The sequence below is a fragment of the Natrinema pallidum DSM 3751 genome, assembly GCF_000337615.1.
Lineage (GTDB): Archaea > Halobacteriota > Halobacteria > Halobacteriales > Natrialbaceae > Natrinema > Natrinema pallidum.
This window is the reverse complement of the sequence record NZ_AOII01000095.1, coordinates 22,215-43,537: the sequence shown is the minus strand read 5'-3', so window position 1 is coordinate 43,537 and position 21,323 is coordinate 22,215. Positions and strand designations below refer to the sequence as shown.

Annotated in this window: 25 protein-coding genes; 18 read left to right on the top strand and 7 right to left on the bottom strand. The window is 59.0% G+C overall.

What is annotated here, in order from left to right; translation table 11 throughout:
* Positions 1-219: 219 nt before the first annotated feature.
* The 4 genes from C487_RS16665 (at position 220) to C487_RS16650 (ending at position 3,269) form a co-directional block, all read left to right on the top strand.
* A complete protein-coding gene (locus C487_RS16665; RefSeq protein ID WP_049908223.1) occupies positions 220-1,491 on the top strand; it encodes a phage NrS-1 polymerase family protein in 1,272 nt (423 codons plus the stop codon).
* A gap of 203 nt (positions 1,492-1,694) precedes the next feature.
* Entirely contained in the window at positions 1,695-2,135 is a 441-nt protein-coding gene (locus C487_RS16660; protein ID WP_006186996.1) for a hypothetical protein, read from the top strand.
* A gap of 157 nt (positions 2,136-2,292) precedes the next feature.
* A complete protein-coding gene (locus C487_RS16655; protein WP_006186995.1) occupies positions 2,293-2,826 on the top strand; it encodes a DUF7342 family protein in 534 nt (177 codons plus the stop codon).
* Between the two features lie 8 nt (positions 2,827-2,834).
* The gene (locus C487_RS16650) at positions 2,835-3,269 is read left to right on the top strand and encodes a hypothetical protein (protein ID WP_006186994.1); all 435 of its coding nucleotides are present in this window, start codon (positions 2,835-2,837) and stop codon (positions 3,267-3,269) included.
* Between the two features lie 120 nt (positions 3,270-3,389).
* Here the strand turns inward: C487_RS16650 and C487_RS16645 are convergent, their stop codons facing one another.
* The gene (locus tag C487_RS16645; protein WP_006186993.1) at positions 3,390-5,108 is read right to left on the bottom strand and encodes an MBL fold metallo-hydrolase; all 1,719 of its coding nucleotides are present in this window, start codon (positions 5,106-5,108) and stop codon (positions 3,390-3,392) included.
* A 205-nt stretch (positions 5,109-5,313) separates the two neighbouring features.
* Here C487_RS16645 and C487_RS16640 point away from each other — a divergent pair, with 205 nt between their 5' ends.
* From C487_RS16640 to C487_RS16610, 8 genes are all read left to right on the top strand, one after another.
* Positions 5,314-5,604 carry a hypothetical protein gene (locus tag C487_RS16640; RefSeq protein ID WP_006186992.1) on the top strand — a complete coding sequence of 97 codons (291 nt, stop codon included), beginning with the start codon at positions 5,314-5,316 and terminating at the stop codon, positions 5,602-5,604.
* Positions 5,604-5,933: a DUF7558 family protein gene (locus tag C487_RS21605; protein ID WP_006186991.1), complete on the top strand. Its 330-nt coding sequence runs from the start codon at positions 5,604-5,606 to the stop codon at positions 5,931-5,933. Before C487_RS16640 ends, C487_RS21605 begins: the two co-directional genes overlap by 1 nt.
* Positions 5,934-6,026: 93 nt before the next feature.
* Positions 6,027-6,386 carry a MarR family transcriptional regulator gene (locus tag C487_RS16630; RefSeq protein WP_006186990.1) on the top strand — a complete coding sequence of 120 codons (360 nt, stop codon included), beginning with the start codon at positions 6,027-6,029 and terminating at the stop codon, positions 6,384-6,386.
* Positions 6,383-6,727: a type II toxin-antitoxin system PemK/MazF family toxin gene (locus C487_RS16625; RefSeq protein WP_006186989.1), complete on the top strand. Its 345-nt coding sequence runs from the start codon at positions 6,383-6,385 to the stop codon at positions 6,725-6,727. The genes C487_RS16630 and C487_RS16625 overlap by 4 nt, the downstream gene beginning before the upstream one ends.
* 187 nt (positions 6,728-6,914) lie before the next feature.
* Complete coding sequence (locus C487_RS16620; protein ID WP_006186988.1) at positions 6,915-7,592, top strand: nucleotidyltransferase domain-containing protein; 678 nt, start codon at positions 6,915-6,917, stop codon at positions 7,590-7,592.
* The gene (locus tag C487_RS21340) at positions 7,582-7,827 is read left to right on the top strand and encodes a hypothetical protein (protein ID WP_206538388.1); all 246 of its coding nucleotides are present in this window, start codon (positions 7,582-7,584) and stop codon (positions 7,825-7,827) included. The genes C487_RS16620 and C487_RS21340 overlap by 11 nt, the downstream gene beginning before the upstream one ends.
* A 9-nt stretch (positions 7,828-7,836) precedes the next feature.
* The gene (locus C487_RS21335; protein ID WP_206538387.1) at positions 7,837-8,133 is read left to right on the top strand and encodes a hypothetical protein; all 297 of its coding nucleotides are present in this window, start codon (positions 7,837-7,839) and stop codon (positions 8,131-8,133) included.
* A 69-nt stretch (positions 8,134-8,202) separates the two neighbouring features.
* On the top strand, positions 8,203-8,532 hold the full coding sequence (locus tag C487_RS16610) for a hypothetical protein (protein ID WP_006186987.1): 330 nt from the start codon (positions 8,203-8,205) through the stop codon (positions 8,530-8,532).
* Positions 8,533-8,804: 272 nt separating this feature from the next.
* On the opposite strand, the gene C487_RS20700 is transcribed toward C487_RS16610, so the two are convergent.
* On the bottom strand, positions 8,805-9,128 hold the full coding sequence (locus tag C487_RS20700) for a hypothetical protein (protein WP_161605722.1): 324 nt from the start codon (positions 9,126-9,128) through the stop codon (positions 8,805-8,807).
* Between the two features lie 61 nt (positions 9,129-9,189).
* Between C487_RS20700 and C487_RS16600 the strand changes: the two genes are divergently transcribed.
* The 4 genes from C487_RS16600 (at position 9,190) to C487_RS16585 (ending at position 13,355) form a co-directional block, all read left to right on the top strand.
* Complete coding sequence (locus C487_RS16600; protein WP_006186985.1) at positions 9,190-10,086, top strand: hypothetical protein; 897 nt, start codon at positions 9,190-9,192, stop codon at positions 10,084-10,086.
* Positions 10,087-10,299: 213 nt separating this feature from the next.
* Positions 10,300-11,226, top strand: coding sequence for a transcription initiation factor IIB (locus C487_RS16595; RefSeq protein WP_006186984.1), 927 nt, complete (start codon positions 10,300-10,302; stop codon positions 11,224-11,226).
* Between the two features lie 97 nt (positions 11,227-11,323).
* Positions 11,324-12,217, top strand: a complete 894-nt coding sequence (locus C487_RS16590) for a biosurfactant protein 1 (RefSeq protein ID WP_006186983.1) — start codon at positions 11,324-11,326, stop codon at positions 12,215-12,217.
* Positions 12,218-12,362: 145 nt separating this feature from the next.
* Positions 12,363-13,355 (top strand): hypothetical protein, encoded by a 993-nt coding sequence (locus C487_RS16585; protein ID WP_006186982.1) that lies wholly within the window; start codon positions 12,363-12,365, stop codon positions 13,353-13,355.
* Positions 13,356-13,519: 164 nt separating this feature from the next.
* Here the strand turns inward: C487_RS16585 and C487_RS16580 are convergent, their stop codons facing one another.
* Positions 13,520-13,912: a helix-turn-helix domain-containing protein gene (locus C487_RS16580; RefSeq protein WP_083864646.1), complete on the bottom strand. Its 393-nt coding sequence runs from the start codon at positions 13,910-13,912 to the stop codon at positions 13,520-13,522.
* 121 nt (positions 13,913-14,033) lie between these two features.
* On the opposite strand from C487_RS16580, the gene C487_RS16575 reads away from it, so the two are divergent.
* The gene (locus C487_RS16575; RefSeq protein WP_006186980.1) at positions 14,034-14,348 is read left to right on the top strand and encodes a hypothetical protein; all 315 of its coding nucleotides are present in this window, start codon (positions 14,034-14,036) and stop codon (positions 14,346-14,348) included.
* Positions 14,349-15,354: 1,006 nt separating this feature from the next.
* On the top strand, positions 15,355-16,734 hold the full coding sequence (locus C487_RS16570; protein WP_006186979.1) for a Cdc6/Cdc18 family protein: 1,380 nt from the start codon (positions 15,355-15,357) through the stop codon (positions 16,732-16,734).
* Positions 16,735-16,976: 242 nt separating this feature from the next.
* Here the strand turns inward: C487_RS16570 and C487_RS16565 are convergent, their stop codons facing one another.
* The 4 genes from C487_RS16565 to C487_RS16550 form a co-directional block, all read right to left on the bottom strand.
* Positions 16,977-18,335, bottom strand: coding sequence for a DUF790 family protein (locus C487_RS16565; RefSeq protein ID WP_006186978.1), 1,359 nt, complete (start codon positions 18,333-18,335; stop codon positions 16,977-16,979).
* The gene (locus tag C487_RS16560) at positions 18,335-19,735 is read right to left on the bottom strand and encodes a DEAD/DEAH box helicase family protein (RefSeq protein ID WP_006186977.1); all 1,401 of its coding nucleotides are present in this window, start codon (positions 19,733-19,735) and stop codon (positions 18,335-18,337) included. The genes C487_RS16565 and C487_RS16560 overlap by 1 nt, the downstream gene beginning before the upstream one ends.
* A gap of 440 nt (positions 19,736-20,175) precedes the next feature.
* Complete coding sequence (locus C487_RS16555) at positions 20,176-20,670, bottom strand: hypothetical protein (RefSeq protein WP_006186976.1); 495 nt, start codon at positions 20,668-20,670, stop codon at positions 20,176-20,178.
* Between the two features lie 105 nt (positions 20,671-20,775).
* The gene (locus C487_RS16550) at positions 20,776-21,132 is read right to left on the bottom strand and encodes a calcium-binding protein (RefSeq protein ID WP_006186975.1); all 357 of its coding nucleotides are present in this window, start codon (positions 21,130-21,132) and stop codon (positions 20,776-20,778) included.
* Positions 21,133-21,323: the final 191 nt, after the last annotated feature.

Below are 21,323 nucleotides of genomic sequence, written 5' to 3'. Positions count from 1 at the left end.
GGAATCTCCACGGACACAGCTGTCCACGCAAAATCGCATGACGGGGGTGCTGTCCACGCAACATCCCCGGCCAAAACCAACTAGTATACACTGGGTTCCATCCGCAGAACGGTGCGGGGACAGGCAGGTCGGACAGCATATCAATTATCGGCAGTCGTATCGGGGTTATGATATAGTTTGTTCGGAGGATTCAGTCGGTGGTCCTCGGAGAGATCAACGATGAGTTCTGACACCTCTATTGACACAGCAGCGCTGCCAGCTAGCTTGCGAGAACGCGAGCAGTGGGTATGCTGGAAAGAAGAAGAGCGCGATGGCAAACAGACGAAGATACCGGTGACGCCAGGGATAGGAGCATTCGCCTCGTCGACGGATCCAGATACGTGGGACAGCTTTGAGACAGCACTCGAGTACGTCGAAACAGGGAATGCTGATGGCGTTGGCTTCGTCTTTACTGACGATGATCCGATCGTTGGCGTGGATCTCGATGACTGCCGCGATCCCGAGACCGGGGACGTCGACGACGCGGCGCTGGACATCATCGAGCGACTCGACTCCTATACGGAGATTTCGCCATCCGGCACCGGCTACCACGTGCTCATCACCGGAGAGCTACCGGAGGGCCGAAACCGCCGCGGGAGTTTCGAACTGTACGACACCGCGCGCTTTTTCACCGTTACTGGCAACCACGTCGAGGAGACTCCCGCTCACGTTGCACGCCGACAGGACGCGCTCGTAGCGATTCACCGCGAGTACGTCCATGACACTGATAGCGATGTGAAGTCCGAATCCGGGCATCGTGGCGCTACTGACGATCAGTCAGCAACGAACGGTGGAGGCGGGATTGACGTTGACCTCGAGGACGAGGAGCTTCTCGAGAAGGCAACGAACGCATCGAACGGGACGAAGTTCGAGCGGCTCTGGAACGGGAACACGGTCGGATACGATAGCCAGTCGGAGGCTGACATGGCCCTGTGCTATCTGCTGGCGTTCTGGACCGGCGGCGACCACACCCGGGTAGATCAGCTCTTCCGCCAGTCAGGGCTTCTCCGGGAGAAGTGGGACGATGTCCACTACGCCGATGGATCGACGTACGGGGAGAAGACCATCGAGCGGGCGATTGCGAATACCTCGGAGTTCTATGATCCCGACTCGGGCGACGAATCCACGCAATCCCACGCCAGTTCGAGTACGTCGACTACCGATGCCGGACGTGACGAATCAGATCGTAGTCACGCGTATCTGACCGAGAAAAATCGGCTGTTAACCGATCGTGTCGACGAACTCGAGGCAACGCTCGAACAGAAAAACGAGCGTATCGAGACACTCGAAGCAGAGATCGAGCGGCTCACGGAAGAACTCGCAGATTGTGACCGAGAGACAGACCCGACCCACGAAGAGCACGCCGTGGATGCTGGTGCGGACGATGATGAGTCCGAGACAGCGTCTGTTTGGGGGCGGACGAAACGGTTGTTCGGGAATGGCTCCGAGTAACGGCGAGACCGCGACGTAGCGTTTATCCTCCCCGTGAGGGGTGACGGAATTTCGAACTGCCCCAAAGCAACGTATGCATTCTGAGCGACAGCACCAGCGAGACCGTGGTATCGACCCTTGTACTCAATCGCGAAGCGATTCGCGGTGGAGTTTATCACCCCCAAGAGGGGTGAGGGGGCGCAGTGAGCGCCCACTGAACGACCATGTCTTCCGAGTACGAGCGACAGCAATCACGACTACGTGACGAACAGACAGAGCAACCAAGCGAAGCGCCGTGGGCAGATCTGGAACTGGCGGTTCCCAACGACAGAAGTCAGATTTCCATCGTCTCTCTCGTCGAGTGCGTCCTTGTCGAACTTACCCACGAAGAGGTCGGTGCGGAGTACGTCTCCGCGAACGTGTGGGGAGCGAAGCGAACGCAGTTCATCGCCATCGACGACGTCGGGGAAACGTTCCAGAAACGCCACTACGACGAGCGCCTCGGGTGGCACGAGTCGACGGTCAGCCGGCAGGCTGTTCGCGAGGATCTTATCACCCGACTCACGCGGTCATCATCGCTGGCATCGGATCGTAGTCACGACGTCCCAGTCGACGGCGCGGATACGTTTAGCGTCAAACCTGCTCAAGCGCTCCGACGGGATTGAGGCCGTCAGGTTAACCAACATTCGCGCCGGCCTTCTGGAGTTGTTGGTTAATACGGTGTCCCGCTCAACGTTACCCAGCGGGTAGCCCATGCGCTGCGTCAATCGGGAAACTATTCCCTGAAGCAAGAACTATATCCATCGAGTCGCAAGAACACGTATGGCCGATTCAGAATCCACGAATGGACCTCCGCCGTTTGAGGACGCCTTCAGCGGCGAGGATGTCGAACAGCGCATCTACGGAACCATCCTCCAGACCCGGGAGCCCGCCACCGCGAGCGCGATTACAGAGCGTGTCGACTGTGACCCGAAGACCGCCCGGAAGTACCTCGACTGGTTCGCGGACCTGGGTATCGTCACGCGCCACGACGGGCATCCGGCCACCTACGAGCGCAACGACGCCTACTTCGAGTGGCGACGCATCAACCAGCTCGCCGCAGACCACCCTGTCGAGGACCTCCAAGAGCGCGTTCGCGAGCTGACGACGCGCATCACCGACTACGAAGCGGTGTACGACGCCGCGACACCTGCCGCGGTCGACGCCGTCGCCGTCGCGGAGGGGAGCGACGAGTGGACGATCGACGACGTGTACAGTGACCTCGGCGACTGGGCAACCGCTCGGGAAGAGCGCGAGCGCTACGAACGCGCCCGGCAGCAACGCGCTGGCACCGACGGCGAACAGGCCTCCGGGTAATCCCAGCGATGGCACCGCCAGCTGGCGATGGGGGCAGCCCCGCCCCGATCGACCGTCCGATCCTCGAATTTCTACAGACGCGTCTCCGAGCGACACAGCAAGTTGAACAAGCGACCATCACGGACGACAGCGGTCATCTCGAGCTATACGTCCGGTTCGCGTCGCCGTACTATCCAGCGACTGTCGACGAGGCGACCCTGACTGTCCGCTGGTACACGAACGACGATTTCAAAATCCACTATCGGGAGATACATCCGGAGAGTACCTGGGAATGCCGGTGGGACCGGCATCCGAACCCCCACAATACGCGAGACCACTTCCATCTCCCACCCACCGCCCCGACACCCGGCGACGACGCCTCCTGGCCAACCGACCATCGTGACGTGCTGAGGCTCGTTCTCGACGAGGTCGAAGAGCGAATCACCCAGTTATGGGACGAGTAGGTGGCCCGGTAATCGCGACCATTCGGTTTCGCCGAACAGCGTACGCCGCACGACGGTGCTCACCCATCTCGGTGACGGTGCGGCCATCCTCCCCGTGCATGAATCGACTCGTGGATTCGACTAGCTCTCACGGTCAGCGTGTCCGGCAGCGTTCTCCGAGACCACCCCGTCTTGAAGCAGCACGCGAAGCCGTTGGCCATGTTCGAGGTGTTCTGGCGGATTGTCAAGTCGAAGCAAGAGAGTGTCATCGCCAGCATCGACAACACGAGCATCGATCCCTCGCTCGGTCACTGCCGTTTCGATTCGCTCGAGCCGCGCGTCAAGACTCGTGAGTGCCGTCTCGATATCCGGCTCATCGGTCGTACCCGGCCACTCACCAGCCATCCCGTCGGCCCGCACACTGTCTGTCGCTGCTGTACTACCGTCGTCACCCTGCTGGTCGTCACTGGCGCCATCCGGCGTCTGTCCCACACGTCCGGTGGGGAGCCGATCACGAAGCCGCTCTAGGTCGAGCCCTTCCGCACCGAGATCAACGTCATCGACGCGCGTGACGTTCGGGAGTGGTATCTCCACGTCATCCACCGCGTCGCCGAGCAGCCGCCCGCTCGTGTTCGTTCCGGCCTGCACGCGGCGGGTTGTCGATTCCGTCACCCACGGCGGCGGTGTCCAGCCCGACTCGTCCAGTAACGTATAGCAAGTCGTGTCGTCGGTCGCCCAGACGAAACTATCGTACTTGTCCTTGTACTGGTTCGCGGCCGCCCCCTGTTGATGGGTGATGACGACATGAACTGGCGAGAGGCCCTCGACCACACCGTCCAGGGTTTCCGGAGTGGGGTGATTACTGAGCGAAAACTGGTGGGTCGTACACGCCGCGCTCGTCACCGGGGAACTCCCGCCGTTGATGAGCTGGACGAGTGTAGCACCGGGGTCATCCGAAATTGTCTCGAAGAGCCGTTCGGCACTCCCGTCAACTGGGACCTCTGGTCCGGCAATCGTCACGCCATCCGCCGCCAGTACATCTGTCGGGTCAACAAACTCGGGGGCCGCCTGGACGTTCGGCACGGTATAGTCGAGGCGGTCGTAGAGTTTTGCGACGTGGCCCACAAGCGTGATCGGCAGCGTCTCGTCGCGGTGGTCGGCGAGATGCCCGAGAAGGTAACCCATCTGTAGCCCGGTCAAGCCACTGGCCGTCGCGAGAACCGTCGAGCCAGCCCGGACGCGTTCACAAATCGTGGCGACAGCGTCAGTGAGCGTCGGTTCATACGCCTCGCTAGTTGCGGCCGTGAGCACGAGGATATCGACGTCCACGGGCAGATCGGGATCGAATCCCGGATAGCCGGCAGCGCGACGGTTCGTGAAATCACCGGTGACGAGAATCGTTCGTTGCTCGTCGCCGTCAGTGACGTCGAACAGGAAGCCCGCTGCGCCCGGCGTGTGTCCCGCCGGAACGGGCTGTACACGGAGCCCTGGAACGACCTGCGTCCACTCTGCTATCGGTTCTAGTTGCTCGAGAACGCGGGCTGTATTCGATAGCTCGTAGTGGTCCGCGCCAGCTGCGAAGACGTCCTCGAGCATCTGGGCGGTATCAGCGGCGGCGTACACTGGTGCGGCGTGGTCGAGGGTCGCTCCGAGCGACTGGTAGTGATCGAGATGAGCGTGCGTCAAGCAGACAGCTGAGAGATACTCATTGGCGTCCTCGTCAAGGAGATCGGCAGCCGACACGTTCGCCCCAGCATCGACGAGTACGCAGACTGTTTGGTCGGCAAGCAACCCATCAACCCGGAGGAGTACGGACTCGCGCCCGGAGTACGGGTTTGCGTGCTGGAACTGGATCTCCATCGATATATACCCCTTCAGAATGCGGCAGTATATATCATATCCTCTGACCCGGAGCAAACAGCATCGCAGAGCTGCCACCCGAGAAGAGAGACGGACGGATCGGGTGCTGTACGGTGAGTTCACCGAGTGACGACCGCCGCAGTAGGGTTTGTCAGCGCCGTGAGGCGCGCGGCGCGCTCAAAACCGTGCCCTCGCGTGATTTCCAATGACAGATCAAGACCCAATCGACGACACGGCTTACGATCATAGACGGCTTGAGGCGGAATTGGTAGCGCAAGACCGGGATGCTGCACGTATCCAGACCGACGACGTCGACGAGACAACTGCCCGACGGCTCGTCGCAGATTGCATCGATGACGGGGCGGTCATTCCGATTGCGGAGGAGCGAATACTCGTCCATGAGCCCAGTGACGCTGCGTTCGATTCGATCAGACAACTGGCTGTCTTCCATCAAGGCTGGACGGCCGCCAGAGACGCCGACGAGGAAACGGCCTGATGCAGCAGACTCTCGCTGGATGTGTCTTCTGTGAGGCGCTGCCCGGCGCCGAGGCCGGTGAAGCCCATACCTGGGGGAAAGAAGAGCGAGTCACCCACCCAATCTGCGTCGACTGCGCAATTCAGGCGCGACCTGACCCCGATGAGCACGATCACCACGCCTGCGACGGGTGTGGGCTCGTCGTTGACACGCTCGCAGCGCTCACGCGGTTCCGCGTGGAGCTCGGCCACCTCGAAGGGCCGCTGCAGCTATGCACACGGTGTAATCCCGGCGGGCCAGCGGCTTATTGGACACGAGATCTCGACGACCACGTTGTCGAGTCAGGATGAGTATCCCAGTGAAAACTGCAAGGGCGTGCCGGCAGCCGTTCTGGATTAGGAATACGCCGATACATCTAATACGCTCGGCGACAATGAATACATATGCCAATCGACGTCGAGACATTTGAATCATCCTCCGAGGATCGACTACAGAACGGCGGCGAGACGAACGCTGAGCGAGTTATGCGCTTCCTCACTGCGCATCCCGACCAGGCGTTCATGCAGAGCGAGATCCGCGATGCAACCGACGTGAAAGCCGGGAGTATCAGCGTCGTACTCTCCCGCCTCGAGGAGCGGAACCTCGTTCGGCACAAGGGCAACTACTGGACACTCGGCGAAGACGAAGACATCGCAGCGTACAGCAGCATGCTCGAGAGCACACGCGCTGCGAACGACCGCTTCGGCGAGGAAGATATGGACGAATGGGTGGAGCACGCCGTCGACGATGAGGACCAGGAATGACCTATCAGCGCGGCGATGTCGTCTGGGGGCCTGATCCGTTCAAGTCCACCGAGAACCCGCGCCCATGGCTAATCCTCAATAACGACGCGCATCCGTTCGGTGCGGAAGAGTACATGACGGTCACACTGACCACGACGCCACACGATGCAACCGTCCCGATCGAGTCTGCTGACTGGGTTGAAGGCGGGATGCCCAAGCAGAGTTACGCGTCTCCCTGGGCGGTCGCCTCACCGAAACACACCGCGATCGTCCGCCGACAGGGCCGGTTGCAAGAGGACTTCGTCCAGACCGTCATCGAGACGATGCAGACGTATCTCGATCCGCCGGCCGACACTCAGTAGGGGAATCTTCAATACCTGGCGACGCGCTCTACGAGATCCAAAATTGGACGGGGAACCTCACTCATGTGTCGGTCGCGGATATGTGAACAAGATAGATCCTCGAAGATTACCTAGACAGCGCACCGTCAGAGACCTTCGCAAGGACTATCCCCACAGTCTATTTAAGCATCGGGGAGAAATCCTATCCATGGGCAGTAAAAGTATCCAAAAGGGCGCATCACTCGAGCTGCCAGTTCCCGTCCCGTCCACGGACCTCTTCAGTCACGCCTGTACTGGGGAGGTTCTTGCATTGCTCGTCGACAATCCATATACAGCGTTCGGAATTCGAGATCTGAGCCGAGCGACGGACCATCCCCACCGAAGTATTTCGTCGGCCATCGACGACCTCGGGGCGGTCGACTTCGTCGACATCGAGCACGCCGGGCGGAAAAAGCTCGTTCGCATCAAACGTGCCCGGCTCAGCAAGCCCGACGATCCGATCATTCAGATTCCACAGGACGAGTTTCACGCCCCAGTCCGGGAACTCGTCGAGAGGCTGACCGACAGCGTCGACGACATCCACGGAATCGTCCTCTTTGGCAGTGTTGCCCGTGGGAACGCCGATCGCCGAAGCGATATCGATTGTTTCGTCCTCGTCGATGGAACACAAGCGACGGCCCAGCAAACCGCCGACGAACTGACGTCCGAATTGAACGAGGAAGCCTTCGCTGGTGACCGCTACAAATTCCACGTCCTCGCCGAATCCGTCGAGAGCGCACGCCGCTACGGGGACCGGTTGCGCGAGATCTTCGCCACCGGCCTGACGCTCAAAGCATCCGAGACCCTCACACAGCTCAAAGAGGAGGTGCTGACGAATGGACGATAGTTACGTCGACGAGGCACTCACCGACGCCGAGGCAGCGTTTCAGCAGACCCGCGGGCAAACAGGTGAATCCGATCTGGATGTCTCTGACGCCGCCCTCGTCCAGCTGCGGAAGGCCTGTCGACTCCTCGAAGCAGCGCGAACGCTCCGTGAGCAGAACGGGTACTACACAGTCGTCATCGAGGTGCTCAAAAACGCGCCGCGTTTTTGGCATCACGGCAATCAGAGATTGCCGTAGACGTCGTTCGTGGCTGTCGAGCGCAGTATTCAGTTCTATCTCCTGCACCGGGGACACGCCTCTGGAGAGGACTTACGCTACGAACATACGGCGGTGTACCAGCAAGGTGCGGAGGTGAATCTATTCAGCGAGGAGTTCGCCGATCGGCTCACCCAGCTCTGGAAACAGAACCGGGCCGAGGTGTATTATCGTGAGACGGTCGCCAGCGCCGAGCAAGCCGACGCGATGTTGTCGCTTGCCGACGCAGTCCACCGATATATTCTGGATTATGCGTCACTACAGCACGAGTGTGTCTGTTCCCAGTAATCCCTGTGAATACGTCTCAACCCGGAGGAATCGATGCCACCGTCGGACTGCCAGATACGGCCAGACAGAATGACAGACGCCGATGCACTCTATGACGTCCGAGAACGGACAGGGAACCCGGTTCACGCGCCGGTCGATGACGTCTGTGACCTCCTGCTGTCTCGAGCGGAAGATCCGCGTGCGGGCCACCAAGACGCCTATTTTGATTCGGCCATGGCGGCGGTCGTTGACCAGTATGGGGAAGAGGCGGTCCAACAGGTGATCAGGCGCATTCTTGTGGACCAACTCTCCCATCGAAGGGCCGCCACAGACCTAGATATGCGTCCCGTTGACGGCGTTTGGATCGGAACGACGGCCGGCTGGTTCCTCCGGGAGTTAAACGCAGAGCAGGATAGCTGAGACGCTCCCCCTGAAAGCCCTCGACCGCTCGGCATCCCGCGACCGCCGCTGCGCGCCTCGTGCCTGCGGTGCTTACGAGGTCGGGGGACGACCGAGACGGCCTCGCCCTTTCTGAGTCCACCAGGCGATTGGATGGGTCACCGAGCGTCGAATCCGGTTGAACAGTGTTTGTTTACGGCACGCCCCGCTCGCCGCGTTCCGCCCTCCGCGTCGCTCGCGACCGACCATTCCGGGCTGCGGGCGCTCCCCGCACCGCGAGCGCCCGTTCCGGGCTAAAATGCATGTGCCCTCGACGCCAGCGGGTATCCCCGTCGGTTGCGCCCCTCGCGGGCTTTCGCGTTCCAGCGCTTTGTGCCGCTGCGCGCGGCGAGCCACCCCGCAGGCTCGCCGTGCTCCCGACAGTCGCCCTGGACACGATCCCGCGCATCGGGCCGGACACGAGCGGGCATATCCCGCTGGACGCTTGCTCCGGGCGGGTCGGCGCGCGGTGCTGGATGGGTAGCCTCCTTGGGTGCGCTCTCGCTCGCGCCCAGGGGCGCTCGCGAAGGCGCGAGCGAGAGCGCGCGATGGATGAGTTGGTCGTTGTGGACAGCCACGGCTGGAGAGTCGTGGTGTCGGAAGAAGACGCCGAGTGAGCGCCTTCAGGTCTTAGAACCTATGTCGAGTAAGAACGTCACCAGTGAAGTAGTTTCGGTCGATGAACAGGCATTCGAGAAAGCGGACGAACGAGCAGTCGACGAGGATGGCTTCGAAGTCGTCGATGAGACCCCGGAGTTCCAGGCGACGGTGCAGATGGAAGTGCAGGCGAAAGTCGATTCAAACCATCCGGACTCGCGAGTCGAGGAAGGGCCGGATCACATGTTCGGGAAGACCCTCGAACAGGAAGAGCGCATCAAGGCGCGAGAGGCTGAGCTGGAGCGTATCAGTGCCCAGGCCGAACTCGGGACGCAGGAGGGTCGGGAGAAGCGGACGCGAGATATCGCGGCAAAACGAAGCGCGAAGCGGCGGACGGAGTTCCAGAAGCGGCGAGCGAGCGTGGATCCGATGGCGGACCCGGAGCGTCAAGATCCCCGTGCAGAGCTCGAGCAGGAGCAGTTGGCGGCTGTGAACGAACAGTCGATGCGGTTGGCCGAGAAGCTGAATGGGTGGTCGCGGGCGGCGATCAGTCGGCGGCTGGCCGAGGCGGTCGTCACGGGGAAAGACATGATGAGTGCGGTCGTCGGGGTGTTCGAGGAGCTACAGACGGCGCCGGGCCAGGTGATTCCAATCGGGAAGGTCGAGGGCGTGAACCGAAAGGAGGTGAGCATCGAAGGAACGATTACACAACTGTGGGAGCCGTCGAGTCCAGCCATTGCCCAAGTGGGACTCATCGAGGATGAGAGCGGACGCACGAAATTCACGAGTTGGAAAGCGTCGGACGCACCGTGGATGGAAGAAGGAGAACGTGTGCGGATTCACGGGGCGGCGCGGAACTGGTATCAGGGGCGCGTCTCAGTGGCCCTGACCGGGTGGAGCACCGTGCTATTCCCCGAGCGCGGTCAGTGGTGGGAGTAGTCGGCTAACGCAGCTCTCTTTTTTGCTAATGCCCGTTCACCCGCTTCCCGCCGCCCCACCCAACCTCCACGTTCCGGGCGGCTCACAGAGCCGCCGGGCTTTCGCCACAGCATCCCACTGCGCCGGCTCCGTACCGCTAGGTGTTTATCTGCCCCTAACGGGTGAGGGGCGCTCTAAGAGGCGCGATTCATTGTACTGTCCCTCGTGAGAATCATGGCAACCAAAGAGATCTACGAGACGACGTTCGACGAAGATGTCCAGACTGACTCAAGTGCAAAACAGTGCCCCGAATGTGACGGCCGGGTCACCACCAATGCGGTCGAAACCGTCTGTGAAGACTGTGGCCTAGTTGTCGACGAGCAGCGCATCGACCACGGGCCTGAATGGCGAGCATTCGACGAGGACGAACGTGAACGGACGGGTGCGCCGCTGACTGCGGCGCGACACGACCGAGGCCTATCGACCGAAATCGGGCATGGAACGGACGCAAACGGAAATACGCTCTCCGGACGGAAGCGCCGGCAGGTCGCACGGATGCGCCGGGAGCAGACTCGTGGGCGGTTTCAGTCGAAAGCCGAGCGCAATCTCGCACACGGTCTGGGTGAGGTCCGCCGGATCGTGAGCGCGCTCGAGCTGTCCGAGACGATTCGTGATCAGGCGTGCCAGCTCTTCCGGAGCGCTCAGAACGAAAATCTCCTGCTGGGCCGGTCGATCGAAGCGATGGCCACCGCGAGCGTCTACGGCGCCTGTCGGTGCGACGGGCTCTCACGAACCCTCGATGACGTTACCGATCCGGCGCGCGTTGAGCAGTCGCGCGTGACGAACGCGTACAAGACGCTGAATACGGAACTCGGCCTCCCGGCCAAGCCTGTGACGCCCAGTGCGTTCGTCCCGCGTTTGGCCTCGGAACTCGATGTCCCAGATCAGATTCGGCAACGAGCACGGAGGTTGGCGGAGGATTCTGAATCAACGGGAGTCACTACGGGTGTCTGCCCGTCAGGGTTCGCCGCGGCCTGCCTGTACAAAGCGGGGTGCGAACAGGGCCAGTTGCTCTCACAGTCGGACGTCGCAGAGGTCGCGAACGTTTCAACCGTAACCGTCCGAACTCACCGAGACGCGCTGGACGGACTAGCTGTCTAACGACGCTCCTTTTGTTGATTTGCGTGTCTGTAGTGGAATTGGCGTAAGAGCAATCATTTAAAAATGAAGACGAAGCATGTTGCGACCAGACTACTCTATGACCGGACGTTACTCTGACTGCGAAGAGCTCCGGCCGCTTGGCGAAGCGACGCATATCCCCGACGACAATCTCTCCACCAGTAGTGACGGAGAGCCCCGACGTCAACGAACAGGTAAAGCCCACACAGGCTATCCAGACCCCACGACAGCAACTGCGACCGGGTGTACCTCCTGTGGGACGTCGATTCCCGCTGGCCAGACGAAGTGCCGGTTCTGTCTCACGAATCATCTCGATGCAGCCCCCGATGACCAGGACACCCCTGATTCGGAATGTAATATCCTCCATATCGTCCACGCGCTCGTCGAGTCGCGGACGTTCTACGGCGCCGTCGCAAAGGGATCCGCTGCGGCCTCTCTCCTCTCGAAACCGGGTTCTAACCCCGCGGTCAACGACTGCCAGCTCATCGACGACCTCGATGAGAAACCTGCCGCACAGTTTGCCGACCAGTGGCCCTCGCTCCCATCGGCGGTACAGGTCACGTCAGAGCGCGGCGAACAGCTGCTCGCGGTGACTCGTGAGCGGACTACGTGGCGAGGCACGACGCAGTCGCGTCACGACGGCGAATACGCGACGTTTCTCTACGACGAAACTGGAAGTGGAATTCGCGACGAGGAACGTCTCGTGACCCTTCGTGAGGATGCAGACGACGATGTCTGGCTGGTGCCGGCGATTGCACTTCAGCGATCCGTCACCGACGCCAGTACTGGGAGCCCCCGACGCGAGAGTCCGAACAGGAAGCACCTCGAGTGTCGGGAGTGCGACCAGGAGACCCAGCATCGATTCAACGAACTCGAAGACGTGCCTGACGACGAGTGGACCGGGCAGCCGATGTGGGAGTGTCAGGTGTGCAAAACTCCTCGATACGGGCCGGAGCCTGAAGCAGGTCAGTAGACGCGGTATCGATAGTACCCAACGCAGCCTATGCATCGGAACTATTGTTGGTTAACTGCCGCCAGCTAGCCGAAGTGTTGCAAGAGACCGATGTCGAGCACGGACTGGGCCGAGAAGTTTTACCGCGATATGACCAAGGGCTACTATGCCCTTTACCGTGAGTTGGCGGACGCTCCTCGACGAGTGTGAAGAGCTCGCCGCGGATGCAACACTCATTACGCCGCTGTCGGAGACGCGATTCCGCCTCACCGACGTCCAGGAACACCGCATCGTCATCGAGTTCGTCGATTCGGGTGACTCCCAGCCGCTGCAACGCGAGCAGTTCGAAACCCTTGCTGAGCGTATTACTGATGCTGGCGACACCTTCGACCTCCAGCGCCTGCCCCCGGATGCGGACCCGTACGCGGCAGTGTTGAGCCTTCATCCCCGATACGAGATCAGCGATCAGGCGGGGACGCTTACTGAAACCGACGAGCCAACGACGTCTCAGCTGATCAAAGGGACGTCCACCCAGTCCGTCGCCGACCAGGACGACGCCGCAGATCGCACGGAACCCGATCTCGACGTCTATGCCGACATGCTCCTCTTGATCGACGCCCTCGAGCGCCACGATCCGACGGCGCTTGAGGACTGTGAGACGCCAACGCTCATCAACCTCTATACGCTGCTGTCGGATGTCCAGCGCAACGCTGGCGATCTCCGGCAGAACGTGCGTGAGGTGCTCCTCGGGCGGCTCCACCACGACCAGCCGGTCCACGGCCAGTATGGGTCAGTCCAGCGGACGAGCCGCCGCACTCGCTCGCTGAAGGACGACGACGAGGTCATGGGCGTCCTCGAGGACGCGGGGATTCCTCGCGAGCGGATTCTGGCCGTCGACCGCGAGAAGGTCGACGACGCGCTCGATGTAACCGATCTTTCCGAGACGGACGTCTACGAGGTCGAGGAGAGCGAATACGTGCGGAAAGCCGACGTCGACGAGGAGCGCAAGGAAACGCGACTGCAGGGACTGAAGGATCAATTGGCGCTGAGTGACGATCCCGACGCCGAGGAACTTCGCCAGGAAGTCGACGAGCTCGAACAGCGCATCGAGGAGTTGACCGAGTTCAAACCCGGCACGGAAGTGAGGTCGCGGTCGTAGCGACGGTGACCGAACTGAGCGCTATCTCAGGCTTAACCAACATCCGCACCTACTCTCCCTTTTATTGGTTAAGCACTCCACCGTTTCCAGTAAACACCCCTCGTGCCGAATGAAAACAGAGCTGTCTACGGGCGAATTTGTCGTCGGTCCATGAGAGCATTTGGCTATTCGTCGACGACGTTGCCCGTATCGCTCTCGATCGTCACATGACCAGCCCCGACCGCGTTGATCGCGCTGTTCAACTCGAAAATCTCCTGTGTGACAGGACTGTCGAGGTTGAGTTGATACCGCTTCCCATCGGCGACAGCCTGGACGATCCCATGTTCGAGGAGGGTATCGAGGTGAGCACGAACCGTGTGGCGACTCACGCCCGCCGCTTCAGCCAGTTCGCTCTTCGTGAATTCACGATCCGAGGCCGACAGTAAGGTATCGATGATGAGGTGAAGGCCCTCGGAACTATCCTTCATGAGATACAGCCAGCCACTCGGATGCTCGTAGCGGAGTTCTTTCGTACTCTGCTCTGAGTCCTCTCCTTCAACGTGATCAGGCGTGCTCATACTATGGTACATCTATTCCCTTCTCGCGTATAAACTTGTGCATAGAATTGTAGATTTGAGTTTCCAGTATTGGTGATTCAATTTACCGTTTTTATTATGAAGTGGCTGAAATCGATAGCGTATGCAGACTGATCTCGCCTGTGCCCTTCTCGAGGCGCTCGTTGCAACACATCGATTCGGGCAACCAATGCCGCAAGACGAGTTACTTCGAATTGCATCATACGAGAGTCACCGCGGCGGTGAGGCGAAACAGGTATTTGCGGCATTGCGAGACTTGCCATTCATTACGGATCAGGGTCAGCGTGGCATCATGCTGAATCATTCTGAATTCGGCCAGCTTGCACAGTACCTCGCGGATACGTGTGGATGGTCGGAGTTCGAGTTGCGCATCCGACTCAAGCATTTCGAAGGGTGGGAGGATCTCGATCTGGAATAGTACAGCAGACCAGTAGTTTAGTGGAGAAGCTGGCGTCAACGAGAGATCAAGAAAACACGGCGACAGGGACTTCCGGATCAGCTGGCGGCCGGTGAGGATAGATGCGTCCAGTTCAGACACGGCAGGAATCCCGAGCACTATAGTAGTGCTAGCTGAATTTGAGTCGATTAGGAGTCAGCGTAAGTTCATAGCGACGGGCTTTGCGAGATGAGATAGCGACAATAACGATTCTCGCTTGCCGGACGACACCCCCACCCCGGATTTCAAATGAAATCCGTTCCAAGGGAAGGGGTGGGGTAGCTCGGAAGGGAACTCGGTTGGCTGCCTAAGAAGGTCAATCGTGCGGTAGAGAGTTTGTATCTCACGAAAGTTAGGTTTTCAATTTCGTGTGGAGGCCAGCTTACTTTTCGCGTTATTATATATTTTACTATAACGGTAAAGTAGTAGTAGTAGTAAAGCTGTGAAAGACGGAGTTTCGAGAGTTAGAACAGATATTGATCATAGTCCGATTATTCCTAGATGTGTGTTTATATACTCTCCACTAGAACACTTGCTCTCGTTCTCCATAGAGAGCTATTCGCGATTCTTCTCGAATGCCCACTAGAGCAACACCACATTTTGAATGATCATCCATTAGCAGAGCCTCTATCCCGTAATTCTCCGACTTTCTTGGTGCAGTCCTCTCTAACGTACTGGCTATACGGAGCTTCTACTCTTGGGTGAATTCATTTGAAATCCGGGGTGGGGGTGCAGGCACCAATCCATCCAAGCCAAACTATACCGAGATTTCATCTGAAATCCGGTGTGGGGATGGATAGTCTCTCCAAACGGTCTGTTCACACGAGAAGATCATTCGAAATGCGGTGTTACGCAAACGTGCCTCATTGCTATTCGACGAACTTGGTTCAAGAACGAACGGGAGGAAAGAAGCCGCTATTCGGCTAAATCCGACTGAACGACGGGATCGAGGGAAAGAACTAAGTTGAATTCATTTGAAATCCGGTGTATGGCTTCACGTGAAGAGCAGACGAATACACTCGGTGAGTATGCTGCCGAACACGGGGCCGTTGCGTACTCTCGCTCCAAATCTCGCGATGATCCGCTTTCTGTCCTCGATGAGGAAGACCCGATTTTTGCCAACGAAGATCTGCTCCGTATCGACCATATTCCGGACCACGACAAAATCGTCGGTCGGAATGACCAGATCGAAACCGTTGCTCGTCGACTCAAGCCAACGATTTCTGGGGGATCAGGGAAGGGCACCCTTCTCTTGGGGAAGTCTGGATCCGGAAAAACACTCGTCACTCGGTATGTCAGTCGCGAAGTCGAAGAACGAGGCGCGAGCAATGACGTTCGCATTGGACGTGCAATCATCGACTGTGCCCAACGCCGTTCGGAGGTCCAGACCATCATTCATCTCTCGAAGAGCTTGAACGACTCCGACAAAACGGGTGTGGAGATTCCACTGTCGGGCATCGCGACGGGGGCCTACTACGATCGTTTGTGGACGGTTATTGACGAACTCTACGACGCCGTTATTGTCGTTCTTGACGAAATCGACCGTCTCGCACCCCCCGACGATGCCCAAAATGTCCCTCCAGAGGAGGCGGATGATAGCAAACTCCTGATGCAGTTGTCCCGGGCCGGTGAGGAGAATGATGTTGAGGCCAGCATTACAGTCATGGGTATCAGCAACGATCTCAAATACGGTGACAGGTTGGATACTCGTGTTGAGAGTTCGTTCGCTCCGGACGAGATCGTGTTCCCAGCGTACGATGCAAACCAACTCGGCGACATTCTGGACCGACGTCGCGACGCTTATCATGAAGGTGTCCTCTCGGACGATGTCATCCCGCTGTGTTCGGCGTTTTCTGCACAGGAACACGGCGATGCACGGCGTGCGATCGACCTCTTTCGACTCGCCGGCGAAATCGCTCGCGACGACGATGCCGACCACGTCCGCGAAGAACACGTCCGTGCTGCCAACGATGATGCCGAAGTGACACGGATTCAGGATCTTATCCGAGGATGTCCGACGCAGGCGAAGGTTGCAATTGCCGCACTCGCCGCGATGGATGAATACACGAACCAGTCTCATTTCAAAGCAACCGAAATGTATCAAGTCTATCGCGAATTCGCCGAAGCGATCGACACGAATGTCCTCGGCCAGAAGCGAATTACCGACCAGCTTCGGGAGTACGAGACGCTGAAAATCATCGATATGACTCGAACGAGTGACGGATATCGAGAGGGAACGTACCTCCAGCTCTCTCTGTTGGACGAGGCGAGTCTCTTGCTTCAATCGATCGGCCTTGATGATCGGTGCGCAAAGATTCCTATTGATTCCCGAATGCGCCAACAGCTCATCGATATTGTCGGCCGTTAGACCGGGAGGGCTGGTATCCCTCTCGATTGTCTCGTTCGATCACTGGCGCTACCTTCCGGACTACCCTGAGTCGCTAGCCGTTCCGTTCAGCGAGCCTGCTTAACCAACATAACCGCCTGCACCTCCATTCTGTTGGTTAATAATACACCACATTGCCAGTGAACACCCCTCGTTACGAGTGAGTTCGCAATCAAATCCAGCGGCACGGTGCAAGGCATCGGTCGCCCAGTCACCGAACCGCCCTACTCGGAACCAGACGGTGGCTCAGACGAGACAGCAACTGTCTCGGCCAGGTCGACGACGTCATAGACGTGAATCCCGGTTTTGAACCAGAGGACTCGATCGGCTGTCCGTCCGAACTCCTCACTCGCACAATCCAGTCGCTCCGACACAGCCAACACGAAATTGTCGGCCTCCACTTTTCGAATCTTCGCTAGCTTCGATTCGAGATATTCGGGCGTCCAGAATCCGACGATCTCGAGGATTACCCGTCGCCCGTCAGGATGTTCAATCGCGAAGTCAGGAATCATCACTTCGGCACCGAGATCGAAGATGTCATCCTCACGGACGAGTTCCCATTCCGTATTCGAGCGCTCCCACTTCTGGGCGAGCGTCCGCTCGACATCGCTATCGAACTTATTCCCGGCGCTGTAGTGCGAATCGAGGTTCTCGGTGTGGTCGAGCGTGAACGCTCGCGTCTCGTCGGTCGTCTCGTCGACGAGAATCTCGGCAGTCATCTCCCAGCGGTCACAGAGCGGCAACGCTGGCAGGAAATTCGCCATCCGGATTCCATACTTCTGTGATTTCGAGAACAGCGACGCCGGGCCGTCCAGGACAGCCTCATAGCCGGCAGCCTGGTCGGTACTCGCGACGCGTTCACCGTTGGCGTCGATCGGATAGATCCGATGCATCAACCCGAACAGCTTCACGTAGCTGAACACCGTCCCGAAGTGATCCCAGACGCGAATCCACATCTCGATGGCGTCGTAGAAGACCGCCTGGGCAAGCGCCAGATTGTACCGCGTCAACAGCCAGTCCGCGGTGAGATCCGTGTGTTCGTACTCCTCGTCGCTGCTCCCGGTCAACGCGGTCGTCGACGTCGACGAGTCGCCACCAGTCGCGTACTGGTCGGCGGTTCGCGTCCCGATCCGAACAAGCCGCTTGTTGTCCTCCAGGTCGGCGTACATTCCGCGATAGCACTCTTCGAGTGAGATCCCTAACTCGTCGGCCACTGTGCTGTACACCTCCAATTTCTGTGTATCCTCGCCGAGGGTGGGCTGACGCACGATGGGATACCGCGCGTTGGCTTTCTCGAACAGTCGTTGGCGGATATCGTGGGGGTTGACCGAGGCGACGACCTCGAACTCGCACTCGTCTTTCAGAAGCTTCGCGAGTCCCTGGACGATTTTGTAGTCGGTATCCGCGACAGTCAGCTCGTCAATTGCGTCTTCGAGGTCGCCTTTCGGCTCATCGAGATGGCTCTCGAACAGCTGGATGAGCTCTCCCGCCGTCTCACGATAGCGCCCATCAGTCGGGTCGATGAACAACGGCCTGATTTCCTTGTCGGTCGTGCGTGACCGTGCGAGATTCGCGGTCAGCACTACGCACTCACCCCCTCACGGCGGCGCTGTGAGACGTACGTCTCCATCGTGTCGTCCGTGATAATCTCGTAGAGCCGTGCCGGCTGGCGGTCATCGGTGGGCCGCAGGATGCGCCCGAGTCGCTGCGCGTACTGGCGTTTCGAGGCGCTCCCTGAGAGGATGATACCCACGTTTGCCGCCGGGACATCGATGCCCTCGTCGAGGACCTGGGAGGTAGCGAGCATCGCGTACTCCCCAGTTCGAAATCGCTCAAGGATCTCGGTGCGTTCGTCAGTTTTGGTTTGGTGGGTGATACAGGGGACGACGAACTCCTGGGAGATCTCGTAGGCGAAGTCGTTGTTCGCGGTGAAGATGATGGCACGGTCGTCGTGATGGCGTTTGATGAGGTTGTCGAGCGTGTCGAGTTTCTTTTCCGCTGTACGAGCGATCCGTTCGGCGCGTTGCTTGGCGATGAGTGCCCGACGGCCTTGTGGGTCGTAGGAGGTGCGCTTGAGGAACTCTGCGTAGCCCTCCTCTTTCCAGAGGTCGAACTCGTGGCTGTCGACGTAGTCGCGATAGATCTGGTACTCTTCGTCGTATTTCGAGCGTTCCTCGGCCGTGAGGTCGACCGACATGTGGATCGTCTCGTACTCGCTGAGATACTCGCCGGCGAGTTCGTCGACGTCCTCGCGGTAGACGACCGGGCCAATGAGGTCCTCTAGGAGTTCGTGCTTGCCGTCAGGACGTTCGTAGGTAGCAGTCAGCCCGAGGCGGTACGGAGCAATCGTCATTTCGGGGATTTGCTGGTAGGTCGGAGCTGGCAGGTGGTGTTCCTCGTCGACGACGAGCAGGCCGAACTGGTCGCCGTACTCGTTGATGTAGCGGTACGCGCTGTCGTAGGTAGTGACGGTGATCGCGGTGACGTCGTGGCTGCCCCCACCGAGGACGCCGACCGGCTCAGGGAGTTGATCGCCGAAGGCGTTGGTGAGCGTGGCGTGCCACTGGTTCATCAGATCGATCGTCGGCGTCACGACGAGCGTGCTGACGCCGGCGTCGGCGATCGCCTGCAGCCCGAGAAACGTCTTCCCGCTGCCCGTGGGGAGCACGACACTCCCTCGCCGGTCGTGGTCAACCCAGGCGTCGAGGGCGGCCTGCTGGTAGTCACGCGGTTCGATGTGGAGCGCTGGCGTGAGGTCGAGAGCAGGATAGGCCCGCGCGGCGTCTTCGAGCGCGTGAGCGAAGCTGTCCTGAAGCGTTGCCTGGTCGTTTCCGTCCTCCCAAGCGCCCGCCCATTCGAGGAGAGATCGATATCGATACGCTTGCGTTCGGTACTCGTCGACGCGGTCGTCCCACTCCGCACAGGGGACATCGTCGGGGGCATCACGGAGCAGGAGCGTCCCGTCGTCGAATTCGACTTGCATTCAGTGTCGAGACAGAGGTCCTCGACCGGATTCAATATGTGGGTTCCTCGGGTTCCGTTGAGGCGTGTCTCTGTATGTCTGCGATCCCTGTTGAGCAGACTATCAGATTAGAATGATAATTATCTATATGGTACCGGAGAAAGGGCACTGTCTAGTTGAGTCAGACGGACGAAAATCCATCGTAGAGAGTTTCTTCTCGTAATCTCGCGAGTGGACTTTTCTACTATATTTTTGATATGAAATTCGATTCAACCAGTAGAACGCCTCTCGGCGGGATTCTCGTTCATGTGAACTCTCGCATCACCGCTAATCGAATGACTTCTGGCCGAAAGTCCTTACGCTATCTCTTGATTTCGCTCAACTAGACAGTGCGGGAGAAAGACCGATGTAACCGCGAAGATATACTGAACAGCCCAGGAATACTAACCACACTCACCGCTCTACGGAAGTTCGCAACCACAGTTCGGACAGAAGCGTTCGTCGCCGTCCAGTAGATGGAGACACTCGACACACACTCGATTGCTCGGGGAGATGGCGATGTCCTCGAGGAAGTCCATTGCGGCCTGTGATCCAGCGTCAGGTCCATAGCCATCGGTATAGCCCGGAAGCGTCGAAGCCCACCGAACTGTCCCCTCATCAGCGACAATTGCAACATTGCCAGCGATGTCGAGTTTCCCGCTCCGCTTGTAGGCCTTTGACGGCCGCTGGTCGATCGCGTCGATCAACTCATGGTTGCTCTTGAGATCGCGCTCGTACACATCCTGTGGTGTCGTATGACGAACATTTCCGGGGAAATTCGTGATGAGGCCGTATCGCTGCTCAACGCAGTCGATCTCGACATCGATGTTGTGATCGTCGTAGATCGTTCGTAAGAGTTCAACTGCATGCTCGTGCCAATTTCGTACGTCGGGGTCTGCGTAGTACCGGACCTTCATTTCCAACTCCTACACGGGAGGAGTGGATTAGTCACGCGGTTTCGTCTGCGTGGCGACTATACTGCTGCGGTTAAAACGAGATTCTATCATTACGGAGCACGGTTGTCAGCGGTCGAGCCAGTACTGCCAGTCTGCGATCGCTTGTTCTGTGTTACCGCTGGCTTCGACAGGCTCCAGTTGCTTTAGCGGCACGCCAAGCTCCCTATCCATCCACTCAATCGTCACGAACATCTGGCTGAGAGTCGGATCTGTCGGGGACATTCCGACCACGCGTATTGTTTCGCCTTCCTCTAGGGGTGACTCCTCTCGCTCGGTGACACAGCGCGCTTCGAACGGGAAGTCCATCGTATCGGCCAGATAGGCGGACCATCCCCACGCCTGCTCCTCAGGGCTGTAGGTATCGACGATGATCCGCATCTTGATGCGCTCTTCCCGTTCTTCGTCTTTCTCGGCCCGCGTCATGCCCACTAGTACTCATCCCGGCCTCAAGATGCTCGGGGCGGCCGAAACCACTTGCCGACCAATCCAGGAGGCGCTCAATTCCGCCCGCAGAACGGATCTGCGTCGCTGGACGAGGGTAACCAACGAACGCGTGATAAAGCTGTTCGTTGTTGGTTAATTCGTTGGGTAGAGTTGTGTGATGTCGTGTATGG